Origin of the sequence: Flavobacterium sp. W22_SRS_FP1 (assembly GCF_052113685.1) — a bacterium.
GTDB lineage: Bacteria > Bacteroidota > Bacteroidia > Flavobacteriales > Flavobacteriaceae > Flavobacterium.
The window spans coordinates 1-17,962 of the sequence record NZ_JBGQOE010000033.1; the positions used below are offsets into that span (position 1 = coordinate 1).

At 35.4% G+C, this 17,962-nt stretch carries 15 protein-coding genes and 1 pseudogene; 14 read left to right on the forward strand and 2 right to left on the reverse strand.

Annotation, left to right across the window (positions count from 1 at the left end; all coding sequences use genetic code 11):
- The first annotated feature begins 82 nt into the window (after positions 1-82).
- The gene (locus tag ACEN2H_RS13980; protein WP_441733392.1) at positions 83-1,093 is read left to right on the forward strand and encodes an AMP-binding protein; all 1,011 of its coding nucleotides are present in this window, start codon (positions 83-85) and stop codon (positions 1,091-1,093) included.
- A gap of 167 nt (positions 1,094-1,260) precedes the next feature.
- Here ACEN2H_RS13980 and ACEN2H_RS13985 read toward each other — a convergent pair whose 3' ends face one another.
- Complete coding sequence (locus ACEN2H_RS13985) at positions 1,261-2,007, reverse strand: NrtR DNA-binding winged helix domain-containing protein (RefSeq protein WP_441733394.1); 747 nt, start codon at positions 2,005-2,007, stop codon at positions 1,261-1,263.
- A gap of 161 nt (positions 2,008-2,168) precedes the next feature.
- On the opposite strand from ACEN2H_RS13985, the gene ACEN2H_RS13990 reads away from it, so the two are divergent.
- From ACEN2H_RS13990 to ACEN2H_RS14050, 13 genes are all read left to right on the forward strand, one after another.
- Positions 2,169-4,634: a glycoside hydrolase family 3 N-terminal domain-containing protein gene (locus ACEN2H_RS13990; protein WP_441733396.1), complete on the forward strand. Its 2,466-nt coding sequence runs from the start codon at positions 2,169-2,171 to the stop codon at positions 4,632-4,634.
- A 217-nt stretch (positions 4,635-4,851) separates the two neighbouring features.
- Positions 4,852-5,976: an acyltransferase family protein gene (locus ACEN2H_RS13995; RefSeq protein WP_441733398.1), complete on the forward strand. Its 1,125-nt coding sequence runs from the start codon at positions 4,852-4,854 to the stop codon at positions 5,974-5,976.
- Between the two features lie 147 nt (positions 5,977-6,123).
- Complete coding sequence (locus ACEN2H_RS14000) at positions 6,124-6,639, forward strand: hypothetical protein (RefSeq protein ID WP_441733399.1); 516 nt, start codon at positions 6,124-6,126, stop codon at positions 6,637-6,639.
- A gap of 237 nt (positions 6,640-6,876) precedes the next feature.
- Positions 6,877-7,695, forward strand: coding sequence for a 3-methyl-2-oxobutanoate hydroxymethyltransferase (panB, locus tag ACEN2H_RS14005; protein ID WP_441733401.1), 819 nt, complete (start codon positions 6,877-6,879; stop codon positions 7,693-7,695).
- A gap of 51 nt (positions 7,696-7,746) precedes the next feature.
- Complete coding sequence (locus ACEN2H_RS14010) at positions 7,747-8,505, forward strand: glycosyltransferase (RefSeq protein WP_441733403.1); 759 nt, start codon at positions 7,747-7,749, stop codon at positions 8,503-8,505.
- Positions 8,506-8,522: 17 nt separating this feature from the next.
- Positions 8,523-9,941 carry an ArnT family glycosyltransferase gene (locus tag ACEN2H_RS14015; protein WP_441733404.1) on the forward strand — a complete coding sequence of 473 codons (1,419 nt, stop codon included), beginning with the start codon at positions 8,523-8,525 and terminating at the stop codon, positions 9,939-9,941.
- Between the two features lie 17 nt (positions 9,942-9,958).
- Complete coding sequence (locus tag ACEN2H_RS14020; RefSeq protein ID WP_441733406.1) at positions 9,959-10,651, forward strand: RluA family pseudouridine synthase; 693 nt, start codon at positions 9,959-9,961, stop codon at positions 10,649-10,651.
- An 80-nt stretch (positions 10,652-10,731) separates the two neighbouring features.
- Complete coding sequence (locus ACEN2H_RS14025; protein ID WP_441733408.1) at positions 10,732-12,075, forward strand: hypothetical protein; 1,344 nt, start codon at positions 10,732-10,734, stop codon at positions 12,073-12,075.
- A gap of 65 nt (positions 12,076-12,140) precedes the next feature.
- Positions 12,141-13,469 (forward strand): aldehyde dehydrogenase, encoded by a 1,329-nt coding sequence (locus tag ACEN2H_RS14030; protein ID WP_441733410.1) that lies wholly within the window; start codon positions 12,141-12,143, stop codon positions 13,467-13,469.
- Entirely contained in the window at positions 13,460-14,197 is a 738-nt protein-coding gene (locus ACEN2H_RS14035) for a nitroreductase family protein (protein WP_441733412.1), read from the forward strand. Before ACEN2H_RS14030 ends, ACEN2H_RS14035 begins: the two co-directional genes overlap by 10 nt.
- A gap of 30 nt (positions 14,198-14,227) precedes the next feature.
- Positions 14,228-15,019, forward strand: a complete 792-nt coding sequence (locus tag ACEN2H_RS14040) for a hypothetical protein (RefSeq protein ID WP_441733414.1) — start codon at positions 14,228-14,230, stop codon at positions 15,017-15,019.
- Positions 15,020-15,138: 119 nt separating this feature from the next.
- Positions 15,139-15,522, forward strand: a complete 384-nt coding sequence (locus tag ACEN2H_RS14045) for a hypothetical protein (protein ID WP_441733416.1) — start codon at positions 15,139-15,141, stop codon at positions 15,520-15,522.
- Positions 15,523-15,829: 307 nt separating this feature from the next.
- The gene (locus tag ACEN2H_RS14050; RefSeq protein ID WP_441733418.1) at positions 15,830-17,110 is read left to right on the forward strand and encodes a DEAD/DEAH box helicase; all 1,281 of its coding nucleotides are present in this window, start codon (positions 15,830-15,832) and stop codon (positions 17,108-17,110) included.
- 130 nt (positions 17,111-17,240) lie between these two features.
- Here ACEN2H_RS14050 and ACEN2H_RS14055 read toward each other — a convergent pair.
- Positions 17,241-17,948: pseudogene (locus ACEN2H_RS14055) on the reverse strand (YifB family Mg chelatase-like AAA ATPase); the annotation flags it as partial.
- Positions 17,949-17,962: the final 14 nt, after the last annotated feature.

The following is a 17,962-nucleotide window of genomic DNA, read 5'->3' on the forward strand; positions in this document are numbered from 1 at the left end:
AAAGCAAAGATATTTACTTATTTTGTATGTTTGTAAAACTTAAAATGTTAAAGTCCGATTATTAGGGGGTTAGACCAATGCAATGACGATTATGTCTCCCAATGCGGGAAATTTCAATAATAGAGATACTGTTTTATTAATTGTACCACAGTTTCATGTGATGGCCTGGGGTTTTCCATACTTGTGTCTTTTGTCTGGATCAAACATGGTTCTCCCCTCTTCTAATTTACAGCCTGAAGCGATTATAAAGATTCTTATCGAAGAAAAAGTAAATAAAGCTAATGGCGTTCCTACCATTTGGTTAGGAGTGTATCACGCCTTGAAAAAGAATCCACCAAAAGAAAAACTAGCGCTCGAAGAATATCTTGTGGGTGGTTCTGCGCTACCAAAAAGTCTTATTGAAGGTTTTGAAAAAGATTTCGGAATACGAGGAGTTCAGGCTTGGGGAATGACGGAAACCTCTCCTCTAGGAACAGTAAGCAGACTACAACCGCAGCACGAGCATTTATCAGAAAACGAAAAAATGAATATCCGTGCGAAGCAAGGTACTGCATTTCCGGGAGTGGAATTGAGGATTGTAACAGATGACGGGACTTTGGCCCCAGCAGATGGTATAACTATGGGAGAACTACAGATAAAGGGAGCATGGACTGTAAGCTCATATTTCAAAACCAATAATCAGGAAAGCTTTACGCAAGATGGCTGGTTCAAAACAGGTGATGTCAGCACAATTGACGAGGATGGATACATGGAAATAAAGGATAGAACCAAGGACCTTATAAAAAGTGGAGGTGAATGGATCTCTAGCGTAGCACTAGAATCTGCATTAATGGCGCATCCTAAAGTTAAAGAGGCTGCTGTAATTGCAATACCAAGCGAAATATGGGTAGAAAAACCATTAGCTTCTATAGTACTGCTCAATAATGAGGATAAAGTTTCAGATGAGGAATTAATGGAGTTTTTATCAAGAGACTTTGTAAAATATCAGATTCCTAAAGACTATATTTATATAAATGAAGTGCCCAAAACTAGTGTTGGTAAATTTGATAAAAAAGAGATCAGAAGACTTTTTGGCGAAGGAAAACTTACTTAAAAAAATATCTGGGATTTGAATTAAGCCTAAATGTACTAATGACAATAGTCATAACTAATCAACAATTATCGCTTTACATAAAAATTATATTCCCAACAACAATCGAGATTCTGTTGGGGGTAGTTACTAATCGGAGAACAAACCTAAAAACTAATCCTATTAAAGTCTTACCAACCCTCATTAAAACCATTGGTGAGGGCCAGCTGGTATTTCTCAACTTCAAATTTATATAAGTCAGGGGCTTTATGAGCACCACCTTTTCTGCTCTCATCTAATTTTTCTAGAATATCATAGCGCAACATCTTTCTATAAAAATTACCTCGATTCAGTTTTTTACCCAGAATAACTTCATACAGTTTCTGAAGTTCAGGCATTGTAAATTTTTCAGGCAATAAGTTATAACCAATTGGTTTGTGATTTAATTGTCGGCGAAGAGTTTCTAAACCTTTGTCGAAAATCTCTCTGTGATCCATCATAAATTCAGGTAGTTCATCAATTGATAGCCACTCGCAAGCATCAGAAATATTATCCATGACTAGGTTTACATCATGGAAGTCAACTAAGGCATTAAAGCCAACGGAAAGAAATCGCTGTTTATTCCAAAGTCCGTCCGGAAAATCTTCAAAAACGCCAGAAGAACGATTCATATTACTAAAAACTTTGAATTGCTGCAAATAAATATTCTCAGCTCCTGTCCGTTGATATAAAATTCTATTGGCAGCCTCTTTAAGATTCTCCTCCTTTAAAACATAACCACCAGGAAGTGCCCAAACATTTTTATCTTTTAGTCTAGTAACCAGCACTTTCAAGCTTGCGTCATGAAATCCGAAAACTACACAGTCAATTGACAAATTAGGAATATACTTTTCCCAGGACGCAGCTGACTTTTCTTCTATTATTTTTTTAAACTCCATGATTGTTAATTGGCAGTAAAAATACGAAAATGATTATAGCTTTAGCTTTTATCCAATAATAAATAGAAAATTAATCTTTTTTATTCGTGAATATTAAATAAAAGAATTAATATTGCTTCACAATGAAGCAATGAAACAAAACTATTAATTATACTAATCACATGAAAAACAAAACGATTGCAAAAACTGCAAAAACATCTCTGCTCTCAGTACTTCTATTTTCTAGTATTTCTTGGGCAAACAATCCGCAACCAAACCAAACCACCACAAATCCTATTATAACCGTAAATGGTCTTACTTTTTCTGATTTGAACAGAAACGGTAAATTGGATAAATACGAAGATTATCGTCTTTCTGCTCAGGACCGAATTCAAGATTTAATCAATCAGATGACTGACGAAGAAAAAGCTAGTATGCTTATCGGAATTGGAATGCCTGGTTTTGATTGGGCTAAAATGCAGTTTGCTACTGGAAAAGATAATGCAAAAGTACCTGGTTCTGCTGGCGGTACAACTGCAATTTACCGTTTAGGAATCCCGTCTATAATTGTATCTGACGGTCCTGCAGGTTTACGTATTAAACCAATTAGAGAAGAGGATTCGAACACTTATTACGCTACAGCATTTCCAGTGGGAACAGCATTAGCCTCGACTTGGAACGAAGCACTTATCAATTCTGTTGGTAAAGCGATGGGGAATGAAGTAAGAGAATATGGTGTCGATGTTTTATTGGGTCCAGGTATGAATATTCACAGAAATCCTTTGTGTGGAAGAAACTTTGAGTACTATTCTGAAGATCCGCTTTTGACAGGTAAAATTGCAGCTGCGATGGTGAACGGTGTACAATCTAATGGTGTAGGAACATCGGTAAAACACTTTGCAGCTAACAACCAGGAACGCAACCGAATGGGTGTTAATGCACATGTCAGCGAAAGAGCTTTACGTGAAATATACTTAAGAGGATTTGAAATCACAGTAAAAGAAGCACAACCCTGGACAGTGATGTCTTCTTATAATTTTTTGAATGGGACTTATACATCAGCACGTAAAGACCTTTTAACAACTGTACTTCGTGACGAATGGGGTTTTAAAGGATTAGTAATGACAGACTGGTTTGGAGGTTACAACGGATTTGGAGCTATCAGGGATAAAGACGCTGTTAGTGATGTTGTCAAACAACTTAAAGCTGGTAATGACTTGTTGATGCCCGGTTTACCTGCTCAAAAAAACGCCATTGTCACAAACATAAAAAATAGCACACTATCTAAAGAAGATATCGACATCAATTTAACCAGAGTATTAGAGTTGGTGATGAGATCTCCTGCCATGAGTAACTACGAGTATTCAAATAAACCAAACTTAAAAGAAAACGCTCAGGTTACAAGAGATGCTGCAGCTGAGGGGGTTGTTTTATTAAAAAATGAGGGCAATGTGTTGCCGTTTACTTCAAAATCAGCTCCATTAGCCGTTTTTGGTATAACATCTTATGATTTTATTTCTGGTGGTACTGGAAGTGGTGATGTAAATGAAGCTTATTCTATTTCATTAATTGAAGGCTTAACCAACTCTGGTTTTTCTATTGATGCAGAATTAGAAGGCTTATACAAGCCATTTATGATAGCTCAAAAAGAAATTGAGACTAAAAGACGTGAAAAAGAAGGTTTATTGGCTACACCAAAGAGACTTCAAGAATTAGAATTAAATTTAGAAATTGTTACACAAAAGGCCAAAAGTTCTGAATTAGCATTAATCACGATAGGAAGAAATGCTGGTGAAGGTGATGACCGCAAAGTAGATGAAGACTTTAACTTGGCACAAGATGAAATCAACCTAATCAATACTGTTTCGACTGCTTTTCATGCTCAAGGCAAAAAAGTAGTTGTAGTCCTAAACATCGGTGGTGTGATCGAAACTGCAAGTTGGAAAGATAAAGTAGATGCTATTCTTTTACCATGGCAGCCCGGTCAAGAAGGCGGAAACTCTGTTGCAGATGTTTTTTCTGGAAAAGTAACTCCATCGGGAAAATTAACGATGACTTTTCCTGTAAAATATGAAGATGCCGCTGCAACTAAAAACTGGATAGGTACACCTGCTGAAAACCCTACTGATGTAACTTATGAAGAAGGAATTTATATTGGATACCGTTATTTCAACACATTCAATGTGAAACCATCTTATGAATTTGGTTTCGGATTGTCGTATACTACTTTTGATATTTCAGAAATAAAATTAAGTTCAAATACTTTTACAGATAAAATGGAGGTTACTGTAACTATTAAAAATACAGGTACAGTAGCTGGTAAAGAAGTAGTGCAATTGTACCTTTCGGCACCTTCAAAAAACATTGACAAACCTAGTTCAGAGTTAAAAGCTTTTGGTAAAACTAATTTATTACAAGCCGGAGAAAGTCAACTAATCAGATTGTCATTGAATCCCAAAGATTTAGCATCATTTATTGCAAGTAAAAATGCGTGGATTGCAGAAGCTGGTGAATATAAAGTGGCTATTGGAACATCATCATTGGATATGAAACAAACAGCAAGTTTCTCTTTGGCCAACGAATTATTAGTCGAAAAAACAAATTCTTCATTTGCTGCTGACACCCAATTTTCAGATTTAAAACACTAATTCGTATCATCCAGTATTTCTTTTTGATCCAGCTTCTCTAAAGAAGTACATCCTTATAAGCCCAACAGTCGTTGGGCTTTTAAATCTAAAAATTAAATACGCTTTTATTCGCTGGAAAGAGCTTCAACTACTAAAGGTTTTTCTTATCAGAGGGTAAATATGATTTTTGTATTCGAAATACAATGATAAACATTTGACAAAATAACAGCTGAAACATATGAATACTAAAGCTTCAAAACCTCATTACCCTATTTTGGATGGATTGCGCGGTGTAGCCGCACTTCTGGTTGTCGCTTTTCACATTTTTGAAGCACATGCTACAAGTCATCTCGACCAAATTATAAATCATGGCTATCTTGCTGTAGATTTTTTCTTTTTACTTTCTGGTTTTGTTGTTAGCTACGCTTATGATGATCGATGGGATAAAATGTCAATCGGAAATTTTTTCAAACGTAGATTGATTCGACTGCAACCGATGGTAATTATGGGAATGATTATCGGTGCAGTATTGTTTTATTTTCAAGATTCAACAGCACTTTGGCCTACTATAAATGAAGTCCCTGTTTGGAAAATGCTGTTGGTTATGGTTATTGGGTTTACGCTCATTCCAGTTCCTACATCTTTAGATATTCGCGGTTGGGCAGAAATGCATCCTCTCAATGGACCCGGCTGGTCATTGTTTTATGAATATATTGCCAATATTCTCTATGCTCTTTTTGTTAGAAAATTTTCAAAAATAGCTCTTAGTCTACTTGTATTTGTTGCTGCATGTGCTTTAGTTCACTTAGCAGTTACTGGTCCAAATGGAGATATTATTGGAGGTTGGTCGTTAACTCCGGAGCAAATGCATATTGGCTTTGCTAGAATGATGTATCCTTTTTTTGCTGGGGTATTACTTTTTCGTATGGGAAAATTAATCAAAGTAAATAATGCTTTTTTTTGGTGCAGCTTACTCGTTATTATTGCATTGGCTATGCCAAGAGTTGGAGGAAGCGCGCATTTATGGCTGAATGGTGTTTATGATTCAGTGGTTGTTATTTTGTTTTTCCCTGTTGTTATTTTCTTGGCAGCAAGCGGAGAGATTAAAAGCAAGTTTGCTGGACGTGTATGTACCTTTTTTGGTGATATATCTTACCCTATATACATTACTCATTATCCAATAATATACATATATACAGCTTGGGCTGTAGATAATAAAATGAAGCTTAGCGAAGCATATCCTGTGAGTATAGTAGTTTTCTTGTCATGTGTTGCGCTCGCTTACGTTTGCTTAAAATTATATGACCTACCTGTCAGAAGATGGTTAAATAAAAAAGTACTCCAAAAACAGAACAATTACTAGATTTTAAAATTGCCATTGTTTCTAAGTATACTTAAAAAATTTAAGTTAATATTGCAGTTTTAGAGCATTTAGAAAAGACAACTTCTTTTTTTTAATAAAATGTGATTGTATACACAATAACTATTTTCAAAATAAACCTGTTTGATTATGTCAAAAAAACAAAACCCTAATGTTACAATGCGCATCGTTCACCGTTATTTAGGATTTTTCCTTTCTGGAATTATGTCCGTTTATGCCTTAAGCGGCTTCGTTTTAATTTTTAGAGATACTGACTTTTTGAAACAGGAAAAACAAGTTGTTAAAACGATTAAACAAGATGCTAGCCTAGAGGAATTAGCTAAGATGTTAGACATTCGAAAGTTTAAAGCTGATCGTGAAGAAGGAAACATTGTTTATTTTAAGGATGGAACCTACAACAAAAAAACCGGTGTAGCAGATTATAAAACACAAGAGCTTCCTATAGTAATTGAAAAAATGACTCATCTCCATAAAGCAAAATCAGGAGACCCATTGTTCTTTCTAAACATCTTTTTTGCAATGTCTCTTCTGTTTTTTGTGCTGTCCTCTTTTTGGATGTTCATGCCAAAAACATCGATATTCAAAAAAGGACTATACTTTACGGCAGCTGGTATTGTATTAACCTTAATCTTGCTGTTTGTATAACGATAAACAGATTTATAGCAGGTTTCAAATAGCCAGTCAAATCTCTCGTCCTAACAACTAAATAATTGACTACCTGAAAGGAAACCGGACGACACTACTTTTAACACTTATCCTGCAGAGGGCTTAAATAAAATAGAGTCGATTTATTCGAACCCATTATTTGTTTCTAAAGAATTAGTTTCACTACTTTTACGACTTATAATCCGACACCTATGGTGTGCCAAAAATAGCGATACTATGTCATCAGCAAAAAAAGACTACAAAAGAGTTACTACCAAGTCATTAATTGAAATGAAAAATAATGGAGAAAAAATCTCCATGCTCACTGCCTATGACTTTACAATGGCAAAAATTGTCGATTCTGCTGGTATAGATGTTATCCTTGTCGGAGACTCAGCTTCAAATGTGATGGCAGGACATGAAACGACTTTACCAATAACTTTGGACCAAATGATCTATCATGCCTCCTCAGTTGTTCGTGCTATAGAAAGAGCGTTAGTTGTAGTCGATTTACCTTTTGGAAGTTATCAATCAGACCCAAAAGAAGCACTGCGCTCCTCCATCAGGATTATGAAGGAAAGTGGTGGACATGCTGTAAAACTTGAAGGTGGAAAAGAAATTAAGGAATCAATCAAGAAAATATTAAATGCCGGTATTCCAGTAATGGGACATTTAGGTTTAACGCCACAATCCATTTATAAATTCGGAACTTACACTGTACGCGCCAAAGAAGATGAAGAAGCAGATAAATTGATGGAGGACGCAAAATTATTGGAAAAACTGGGTTGTTTTGCCTTAGTTTTAGAAAAAATACCTGCACACTTAGCTGAAAAAGTAGCTAAAAACATTTCGATTCCCGTTATAGGTATTGGTGCCGGTGGTGGTGTTGATGGACAGGTTCTTGTGATTCATGATATGCTAGGAATGAATAATGAATTTAGCCCCAGATTTTTACGTCGATATATGGATTTATACGAAGGTATGACAACTGCTATAAGTCAATATGTAGCAGATGTAAAGTCTAGAGATTTTCCTAATGAGAAAGAGCAATATTAAAGATATTTTAATCACCAAGCTTGTATATTTACAACTAAAATAAACGCCGTTATGCCTCAAGCAGCTTTTTCATTAATTGTTATCCCCTGCTTTAATGAAGAAAAAAGTATTACACTTAAAGAATATTCTAGTTTTTTGGATACCTTCGGTAGCACCATGATTTGCTTTGTTAATGATGGCTCAACAGATAATACTCTTGGGGTACTTAACTCAATAAGAGAAAAACATCCCACACAAGTTCATATTGTTTCCATGATGAAAAACTCTGGAAAAGCGGAAGCTGTCAGAACAGGAATAAATTACTGTAATCAAAATTTTAACCACCATTTTATTGGGTATTTGGACGCAGATTTAGCGACAACCCTCGAGGAATTCATGGACCTTACTCATTATTTAAAAGATGAAATTGTTTTCTCTTTTGGTTCACGAATCAGAAAAATTGGTTCTGTAATTGAACGCGAAAACAGCCGGTTTTTGATCGGTCGCGTTATCGCCACGTTCATCTCGCAGGTATTGGACCTAAAAGTATATGATACTCAATGCGGATGCAAGGTTTTTACAAAAGAAGTTTCGGAAGATTTATTTAAGAAAGAATTCATCTCTAGATGGCTTTTTGACGTTGAAATATTCTTTAGAACTATCGTTCTTTTCGGAAGAGAAAAAGCGATTCGGAAAATGTACGAAGTTCCTTTAAAGTCTTGGATTGAAAAGGGAGATTCTAAAGTAAAACCAACTTACTTTTTTAAACTGTGGATTGATTTGTACCAAATCAGTAAAAAATACAAAAACAATGCAAAACAATATCTTTAATTTTAAACAACTAAAAAATGATTGCAGATAAATTTAAAAGCAACCCTTATCTTCTGTACATCTCAGTAATTCTTATCGCTATTTTTAGACTACTACTGACTGCAACAATTCCTTTACTAGACAAGACAGAAGCGAGATATGCAGAAATTGCGAGAATAATGCAAGAGACCAGTCAATGGGTTGTACCCCAAATTGATTATGGCATTCCATTCTGGGCAAAACCACCGTTATCTACATGGTTATCTGCCGCTAGTTATCTTGTTTTTGGCGTTAATGAGTTTGCCGCTAGGTTTCCATCTTTCTTTCTTAGTATCCTATTATTAGTCATAGCAGGAAAAATGGCTAAGAAGAGCGGTGTTTCTTTCTATTTACCTGGATTTATTTTATTGACAATGCCTGAGTTTCTAATTCACACAGGGGTAGTTTCTACAGATACAGCTTTAGAATTTTGCGTAGCTATAATGATGATCTCGTTTTGGAAAACGATGACAAGTGAGAAGAAAACCTATTGGAATTATCTATTTTTTGTCGCGTTGGGACTAGGATTATTAGCAAAAGGTCCACTTATCATGGTGCTTACTTTTCCTCCCTTATTTGTATGGTGTTGCCTAGATACCCAAAGATTTCGTCATTTATTTTCTAAGTTTTCAATCATAAGCGGTATAATAATCACCGCTATAATTGGACTTCCTTGGTATTATTTTGCAGAACAGCAGTCACCCGGTTTCCTAGATTATTTTATTGTAGGAGAGCACTACAAACGCTTTGTGGAACCAGGCTGGAAGGGTGATTTATATGGTAGTGGTCACTCACAACCAAAAGGGATGATTTGGGCTTTACTGTTCATTTTTGGACTTCCTTGGGTACAAGTCGTGTTTTACAAATTATGGAAAACAAGAAAAACAATTTTAAAAAACGACTGGGTCTCTTTTTTAGTTTTATGGTTGTTTTGGACTCCCCTATTTTTTACACTTTCTAAAAACATATTACATACTTATACCCTGCCTATAACGATGCCAATTATGTTTTTAATGGTATACTGGTGGAAAGATTTTACCCGAAAAAAAGTACTCATTCGTATTGCCTTGATTTTCCCAGTAATTGCTTTTATCGGATATACGGTACTTGCAACTGGAGTTTTTGATAAAAAAATGAATACCGATAAGTACCTCTTGGAACAGATTTTAGAAAAACCCGAAAACAGAGATATTCCGTTATACTATTGGAAAGAAAAAAATTACTCAGGCCAATTTTACAGCAGTGGAAAGGCACAACTAATAACAAACGAGAATCAATTTGATTCAATATTTAAAACTAACCAAAAAATAATTTTGGTTAGTTTAAAGAAAAAAGAAAATGAAATTCCAAAAAAAGTTATAAAGAAGATGATTTTAGCCGAAAGCAATTATAAAACTTCTATTTTTATATCAAAGTAAAAGAGTAGCATCAAGTAATGAAAGAGATATCTAATAAGACCAACCTTCAAGTATTGCACGAAGACAACCATCTTATAGTGGTTAACAAACGTGTGGGAGATATAGTGCAAGGAGACAAAACTGGAGACAAGCCCTTGTCTGAGGTCGTAAAAGAATACATCAAAGACAAATACAACAAACCGGGAGAAGTTTTCCTTGGGGTAGTTCACCGCTTGGACAGGCCCACTTCAGGAATTGTAGTTTTTGCCAGAACCAGTAAAGCACTGACCCGATTGAATGAGTTATTTAAGAACCGGGAAACCCAAAAAACATACTGGGCAGTCGTAAAAAACAAACCAGCCGAACCTGAGGATAAATTGATCCATTTCATCAAAAGAAATGAGAAAAACAATACTTCAAAAGCACATTTAAAAGAAGTCCCAGATAGCAAATTAGCGAGTTTAGACTACGCTATTTTCAAGGAACTGAACAATTATTTCGCACTAGAAATCAATCTCCATACTGGAAGACACCACCAAATTCGAGCACAACTTTCAGCCATTGGCTCTCCCATTAAAGGGGATTTAAAATATGGTTTTGACAGAAGTAATCCTAATGGAGGAATTCATTTGCACGCTAGAAAGTTAGTCTTTATTCACCCTGTGACTAAAGAAAGCTTATCCGTTACTGCTCCAGTACCAAATGAAGTTATTTGGAATACTTTAAATTAATATTAAGTCAGAATCATTATTGCATCTAGCAAAGGTTAACCGATTGTAAAGCTTTTTCAATCAACTAAAACTAAAATAACATGAAAAAAATTCTAGTACTCTTCTGTTTATTATTTATTCTTCCAGTTTTTGCCCAAGATCATTTTTCTGGCATTACTACCTCTAAACGTGTTGGAATTATCAATATTGGCATGAACCCCTCGGAATTAGCAAATTTGAGTAGCAAATTTGAAGTACAAGCTCTTGCAGCCAGTATCAATGTTTCAAATAATAAAGTAGGATTCTCAGATATTATGAACGGAGAAAATTTAGAAAACAAGGTTTTCAAAGGAGATGGTCCTGTTAATTTTAACGTCGATGCTGAGTTTTATGGTCCTGGAGTCGCGGTAAAGTTATTAGGCTGGGGTTTCGCAGTAAGCTCAAAAGGCCATGTTAAAGCAAATATTATTGATGTGGACCCAAATCTTGGCGATGCTTTTTCTAATAGTGTATTGAATTCTATTGGAAGTTCTAGCATTATCTCCAATAACTACAACCAGCGAGTAAATACTACTTCTTGGGGTGAAATAGGGTTTTCAGTAGCCCATCAGCTTTTTGAAAATAAAAACAGTTCTCTAAATGGAGGTCTAACTTTAAAGCTTCTATTCCCCGGTTCTTATGCAAATATTGGTGCTGGGAATTTTAATGGAACCGTTTCAACAAGTATCCTTGGAAATGCAGAACTGACCAATGCTAATGCCAATTTGAATATTTCCTATACTGGTAATTTTGCGAATAGTTTCGCAAATACAGGTGATTACACCCGGTCCGTTTTTGGGAATTTAAATGGAATGGCAGCAGACATTGGTTTTGATTACCAATTGAAGAGTTCTGGAAGCGGCTATAAATTAAAAATAGGAGCTGCCCTAAAAAACATGGGAAGTATGACATTTAAATCGAATGATAATTATTCAAAAGATTATAAATTAGAAATTCAAAATTCGGAAAGTTTAAACCTGAATCAATTTGAGAATGCTGGAGGAATAAAAGATATCGAAAACATTCTTTTAGAAAGTGGTTATGTCACTCTTATAAACAACAAAAATGACTTCAAAGTAAAGCTTCCAACTGTTTTAAATCTTTACGCCGATTTTAAAGTCATCCCAAAAGTCAACCTAACGCTTTTCTTGCAACAAAAAATGAATAAGGATAGTGAAAATAGCCAAATTACTTCTCAAAATATTTTTTCTATTTCCCCTAGAGTTTCTTTAGGTTTTTTTGAAGCCTACTTACCTGTTTCTTTTAATGAGGTTTCAGGAACAACAGCTGGCGCAGGCTTTCGATTAAGCGGTTTTTTCCTTGGATCTAATTCTATATTAACAGCAATTACAAGTAATAGTAAACAGGCCGATCTTTATATGGGATATCGAATTGGGTTTCTGTAATTTAGAACTGTGTTTTTATAATAATATAAGTAACTTTCAATGCCCTAAAGTTAATGTTTTGATTTATGGAGTATAAAACCAATATCGATTACCGAAAAGAAAAACTAAAAGAACTATTGCATTGCATTGAAAATAATGAAAATGAAATAGTTCAAGCTTTGTATGACGATTTCAAGAAACCCGCCTTTGAAGCAATTATTACAGAAACTAATTATGTAATTTCGGAGTTAAAAGACACTATTAAGAATATACACAACTGGGCAAAGCCAGAAAAGGTTTTTCCATCTATTCTCAATTTCCCTTCCACAGATTATATATATAAAGAACCTTATGGCAAGGTATTAATAATTGCTCCATGGAACTATCCCTTCCAATTGGCTCTTTGTCCTTTAGTTTCTGCAGTGGCAGCCGGAAATCAAGTAGTTTTAAAACCTTCTGAACTAACCCCTAAAACGTCAGCCATAATTGCTAAAATTATAGGAAGCATCTTTCATGAAAAACATGTGCAGGTTATCGAAGGCGGCGTGGAGACATCGCAAAACTTACTTTCGGAACGTTGGGATTATATTTTTTTTACTGGAAGTGTACCAGTTGGTAAGATTGTGGCACAAGCAGCAGCTGTACACCTGACTCCTGTAACCCTTGAACTTGGCGGAAAAAATCCATGTATTGTTGATGAAACTGCCAATTTGAAGCTAGCAGCCAAAAGAATAGTTTGGGGCAAGTTCGTCAATGCAGGGCAAACCTGCATCGCGCCTGACTATATTTTGATCCAAAAAGACAGTAAGAATAAATTTGTGAACTTTTTGAAGGATGAAATAACCGCGGCTTATGGCACTAAACCTAATGAATCTCCTGACTTGGCAAGAATTGTAAATACAAAAAACTGGAAGCGATTAGTGAGTTTGATAGAGCCTGAAAAAGTGATTTTTGGAGGTCAGACTGATGAGGCAAGTTGTTATATATCACCTACTTTGATTGACGAATGTAATATAGATAGTCTTATCATGAAGGACGAGATATTTGGACCTTTGCTACCAATACTTTCTTATGAAAGTGAAGCGGATATACATGTTATCATTTCGAAATATGAAAAACCACTATCCTTGTATCTTTTTACTACAAACGATTCTTTTGCAAAGAAAATAATTCAGACCTATCCCTTTGGTGGAGGCTGCATTAATGATACGGTAATCCATTTCGCTAACAAAAGGCTGCCTTTTGGTGGTGTAGGCCATAGCGGTATTGGAGCCTATCACGGCAGTTTGAGTTTTGAGGTTTTCTCGCATAGAAAGGGAATCGTAAAAAAAGCAAATTGGATGGATCTAAGCCTGCGATATGCTCCCTACAAAAATAAATTAGCAACTATTAAAAAATTACTAAAATGGATGTAACCACTGAAAAATCAGTTAGCGCAGCCATACATTATCGCCGCTCCGTACGTGTTTTCACAAAGGAGTCACTAGACGATAAAAAAGTGAAAGAATGTATCCATTTGGCTTCACTTGCTCCGACTAGTAGCAACATGCAACTATGGGAGTTTTACCATATCACTTCAACAGAAATACTTTCCAAACTCAGCGGAGCCTGCTTCAATCAGAGTGCAGCAAAAACTGCCCAACAAATGGTAGTAGTGGTCGCCAGAAAAGATTTATGGAGAAAAAGGGTACGCTCCAACATCGAATTTTTAAAATCACAATATGGTGATAAGCCAAGCTCTGAATACACTAAAAGAGAAAAGTTTGCACTGAATTATTATCAAAAAATAGTTCCAACACTATACTTTGATTTTATTGGAATATTGGGAGCACTAAAATATATTTCTTTCCAGGCTATTGGCGTCTTCAAACCTATTTATCGTGAAGCGAGACGAAGCGACATGCGCATTGTGGCTCAAAAAAGTGCAGCACTAGCAGCTCAAAATTTCATGATCAGCATGGCTGCTATCAATTATGATACTTGTCCGATGGAAGGTTTTGACTCTTTAAGAGTAAAAAAAATATTAAAACTACCCAATACTTCAGAAATAAACATGATTATAGCATGCGGAGTTCGAGATGAAAATGGGATTTATGGGGAGCGTTTTAGAGTACCATTAGAAGAAGTTTATCATAAAATATAAAACCAAGTCAACTAATTTTAACAACCAGAAATGAATTTACAAAAAAACAGAATTGAAGAAGTAAAAGCCAATGGATATCAATTGGATTTCGCCAATGTTTTTAACCTTGCATTCGAAAATTACAAAAAAATAGCCCTTTACGCAGGTTCAATGATTCTAGTATTCAGCGTTATTATTTTTGCGATAATTGCTGCAATAATAATCTCGATCTTTGGAATCACTGCATTAACCACGATGTTAAATCCTGAAAATTTTAAAGCTGAGGCGGCATCAGACAACTTCTTGTTAATTTCCATGGTTGGCGGAATTTTACTAGCCTGTTTGGTAAGTCCTTTTACAGCAGGTCTTATAAAAATGGCTTATTGTGCGGAAAGAGACGAGGAATTTCATTTTTCCAGCATTTTTGAATATTATAGAGCACCCTATTTTAAAGAACTATTTATTGCCACATTACTTATTTCCTCAATTAGTTCCGCTTTGGCTACAGCCCTAAGTTATGCTGAAATAGCGTTAATTGGATCATTAATTAATTGGATAATATCATTTTTCACTATCTTGACAATTCCCCTTATTATTTTTGGCGATGTAAAAGCTGTAGATGCCATCAGTACCAGTGTTACTATTGTTTTAAAGCAGCCATTGGTACTATTAGGACTTATATTAGTTGCTGGAATAGCTTCTATTATAGGATTTATTGGTTGCTGTATAGGGATATTTTTTACTCTTCCATTTGTTTACTCTATGTATTATGCCATATACAACGAGATCATCGGGTTTGACCATGAAGACGATTTTCAAGAACTTGAAAACCAACAAAGCTAATTCAAAAAGATATTTCAAAGAATATTTGGGTATTTTTTTGCCTCCATTTTTTTAGATTAAACCCCAACTTAATAATTACGTTAGATTGGGGTTTTTTGCAAACTAAATAAGTCTATATTATGAAAAATACAAATCAACTTGGTATTTGGAAGGATGATTCTGATGCTTATTTAATAGAATTTACAACCAACCCTTTTAAAGTTATAATGATCCTGTGTGAATTTCCCATAGATGAAAAAAACGGAAATAACCAAGAAAAAACCGCATCAATAAGTAGTATTAAAACATCGTCTTTCAATAAATACCACAATAAAATTGGTCGGGCTATAATAAAATATCATGAAATAATTCTTTTTGGCCCTTCAGACGCCAAAATAGATTTTTTTGACTTTTTAAGTGAAGATGACCGTTTTTTAAAATTAAAGATAGAGATAAAGGATACCGATAAAATGGATGTGAATCAACAGCACACCTTTATAAAAGAGTACTTCGGACAAGGTTAATATTCTAACCAACAGTCAGTAGCCATATTCAATGACTCTTTAGAATTAATGATTTCAAAACAAAAAGAATTACAAAGAGTAGCTATATTCCATTCTATCAATAAGATTGTAAACATTAAAGCACATATTTTGTATTTAACAAAACTCCCCTAGTTCCGGGTTTGTTTTGTAGCGGATTACTCAGAACTACCTTCTCATATTTAAACAAAGTCATTTAATCAAAAGCAGATCGGAAAAATTAGCAGTATCTTCGCGCCAACTTAAAGAAGTAAGCAAAATAATTGTGTTTACTTCATAAACATAATTTATGTCATTCAACTCATTAGGCTTATCTGATGCTTTATTAAAAGCCATCAGCAAAAAAGGATACACAACACCTTCTCCAATACAACAAAAAGCGATTCCACCAATATTAGAAGGTAAAGATGTATTAGCATCCGCACAAACAGGAACAGGAAAAACAGCTGGTTTCACACTTCCTATATTACAAATATTAGCGCAAGGAAAACACTTAAGTCAAAGACCCATCCGTGCTTTGATATTAACACCAACAAGGGAATTAGCAGCTCAAATACTTGCTAATATAAAAGAATACGGTGAGTTTTTAGATATACGTAGCACAGTAATTTTTGGAGGTGTTAACCAAAATCCACAAGTCGCCCAATTGCGTCAAGGTATTGATATCTTAGTCGCAACGCCCGGTCGATTAATAGATTTGCAAAATCAGGGTTTAATATCTCTTTCAAAAGTTGAAATTTTAGTCTTAGATGAAGCAGACCGGATGCTGGATATGGGATTCTTGCGGGACATTGAGCGTATTATGAAAGTATTACCTCCGAAAAGGCAAAATTTGATGTTTTCGGCAACTTTTTCCAGAGATATTAAGAAGTTGGCGATGGGTATTTTAAACAAACCAGTCCAAGTTGAAGCTACACCAGAAAATACCACAGTGGAAGCTATCGTTCAGAAAGTATACCCTTGTGCAAAAGAGAAAAAAACAGAATTAATCATAAAACTTATTACTGAAGGAAACTGGCAACAAATTTTAGTTTTTACACGTACCAAGCAAGGTGCCAATAAACTTACTGAAAGTATGATTAGCGCTGGAATTAAGGCGGCAGCTATTCACGGTAATAAAGGTCAAGGCGCACGAACAAAGGCCTTAGCTGGTTTTAAAAACGGAAGCTTAACCGCTTTAGTCGCAACAGATATTGCAGCTAGAGGTTTAGATATTCCGTTACTGCCACACGTCGTTAATTTTGAATTACCTAATATCCCCGAAGATTACGTTCACCGCATTGGTAGAACAGGAAGAGCTGGAGCAAGTGGAGAAGCTATTTCTTTATTTAGTCCAGACGAAACTACTTTTTTACGCGATATAGAAAAGTTGGTTGGATTGAGATTGCCAATTGAAAATATTGCAGGTTTTGAGCCAGACCCGAAAGCGTCAACTCAACCTATTAAACAAGGTCAAGGTAGGCCACAGAGAAGTTCAAACCCAAGAAAGTCAAGTACTGATAATTCTAGTAGAAGCGGAAATAATAGCTTTGGTCCTAGACGTCCAAATCAGAATAATGACAGACGCTAAAGTAATTGATAGCCAAAATTATATAAATAAACGATGCAAGAATCCTTTACTTCAAGTAAAGGATTTTTTGGTTTAAGAATTAACTACTATAAATTTGGTGTTTTTTATTTCTATCTTGATGAGGAATCCATCACCCCAACCATCCATCACGATCCAAACTGCGATATTGAATTGCTTCGGCAATATGCGATGAAATTACCGTTGGAGCAGCATCTAAGTCGGCTATCGTACGTGCTACCTTCAAAATCCTGTCATAGGCCCTGGCAGAAAGATTCAACCGTTCCATAGCAGTTTTCAGCAACTGTTTTGAAACATCGTCAAGGGCACAATATTCCCTAATGTGTTTCGTATTCATTTGGGCATTATAATGTATGTTTTCCAGTTGCTCAAAACGAGAAGATTGCAATTCACGTGCCGCAGTAACCCTTTTCCTTATATCTACGCTGGACTCCGCTTTTCCCTCATCTGATAATTTTTCGAAAGGAACAGGCGTTACTTCGATATGAATGTCAATTCGGTCTAATAACGGACCCGAAATTTTACTCAAATAACGCTGCATTTCATGCGGAGAAGAAGTTTGCGGAGAATCTGGATCATTAAAAAACCCACTTGGACTCGGATTCATACTAGCCACTAGCATAAATGAAGATGGATAAGTTACAGTAAACTTTGCCCTTGAAATAGTCACTTCCCTATCCTCCAGCGGTTGCCGCATCACTTCTAAAACATCTCTTTTAAACTCAGGTAATTCGTCTAGAAACAAAACACCGTTATGTGCCATAGATATCTCACCAGGTTGCGGATAACTTCCCCCACCTACAAGTGCTACATTTGAAATTACGCATAATAATG

Excerpts from the sequence above, each read along its gene's own strand:
- ACEN2H_RS13980 (WP_441733392.1), top strand. The coding sequence starts at position 83 with ATGACGATTATGTCTCCCAATGCGGGAAATTTCAATAATAGAGATACT.
- ACEN2H_RS13985 (WP_441733394.1), bottom strand. The coding sequence starts at position 2,007 with ATGGAGTTTAAAAAAATAATAGAAGAAAAGTCAGCTGCGTCCTGGGAA.
- ACEN2H_RS13990 (WP_441733396.1), top strand. The coding sequence starts at position 2,169 with ATGAAAAACAAAACGATTGCAAAAACTGCAAAAACATCTCTGCTCTCA.
- ACEN2H_RS13995 (WP_441733398.1), top strand. The coding sequence starts at position 4,852 with ATGAATACTAAAGCTTCAAAACCTCATTACCCTATTTTGGATGGATTG.
- ACEN2H_RS14000 (WP_441733399.1), top strand. The coding sequence starts at position 6,124 with ATGTCAAAAAAACAAAACCCTAATGTTACAATGCGCATCGTTCACCGT.
- panB (WP_441733401.1), top strand. The coding sequence starts at position 6,877 with ATGTCATCAGCAAAAAAAGACTACAAAAGAGTTACTACCAAGTCATTA.
- ACEN2H_RS14010 (WP_441733403.1), top strand. The coding sequence starts at position 7,747 with ATGCCTCAAGCAGCTTTTTCATTAATTGTTATCCCCTGCTTTAATGAA.
- ACEN2H_RS14015 (WP_441733404.1), top strand. The coding sequence starts at position 8,523 with ATGATTGCAGATAAATTTAAAAGCAACCCTTATCTTCTGTACATCTCA.
- ACEN2H_RS14020 (WP_441733406.1), top strand. The coding sequence starts at position 9,959 with ATGAAAGAGATATCTAATAAGACCAACCTTCAAGTATTGCACGAAGAC.
- ACEN2H_RS14025 (WP_441733408.1), top strand. The coding sequence starts at position 10,732 with ATGAAAAAAATTCTAGTACTCTTCTGTTTATTATTTATTCTTCCAGTT.
- ACEN2H_RS14030 (WP_441733410.1), top strand. The coding sequence starts at position 12,141 with ATGGAGTATAAAACCAATATCGATTACCGAAAAGAAAAACTAAAAGAA.
- ACEN2H_RS14035 (WP_441733412.1), top strand. The coding sequence starts at position 13,460 with ATGGATGTAACCACTGAAAAATCAGTTAGCGCAGCCATACATTATCGC.
- ACEN2H_RS14040 (WP_441733414.1), top strand. The coding sequence starts at position 14,228 with ATGAATTTACAAAAAAACAGAATTGAAGAAGTAAAAGCCAATGGATAT.
- ACEN2H_RS14045 (WP_441733416.1), top strand. The coding sequence starts at position 15,139 with ATGAAAAATACAAATCAACTTGGTATTTGGAAGGATGATTCTGATGCT.
- ACEN2H_RS14050 (WP_441733418.1), top strand. The coding sequence starts at position 15,830 with ATGTCATTCAACTCATTAGGCTTATCTGATGCTTTATTAAAAGCCATC.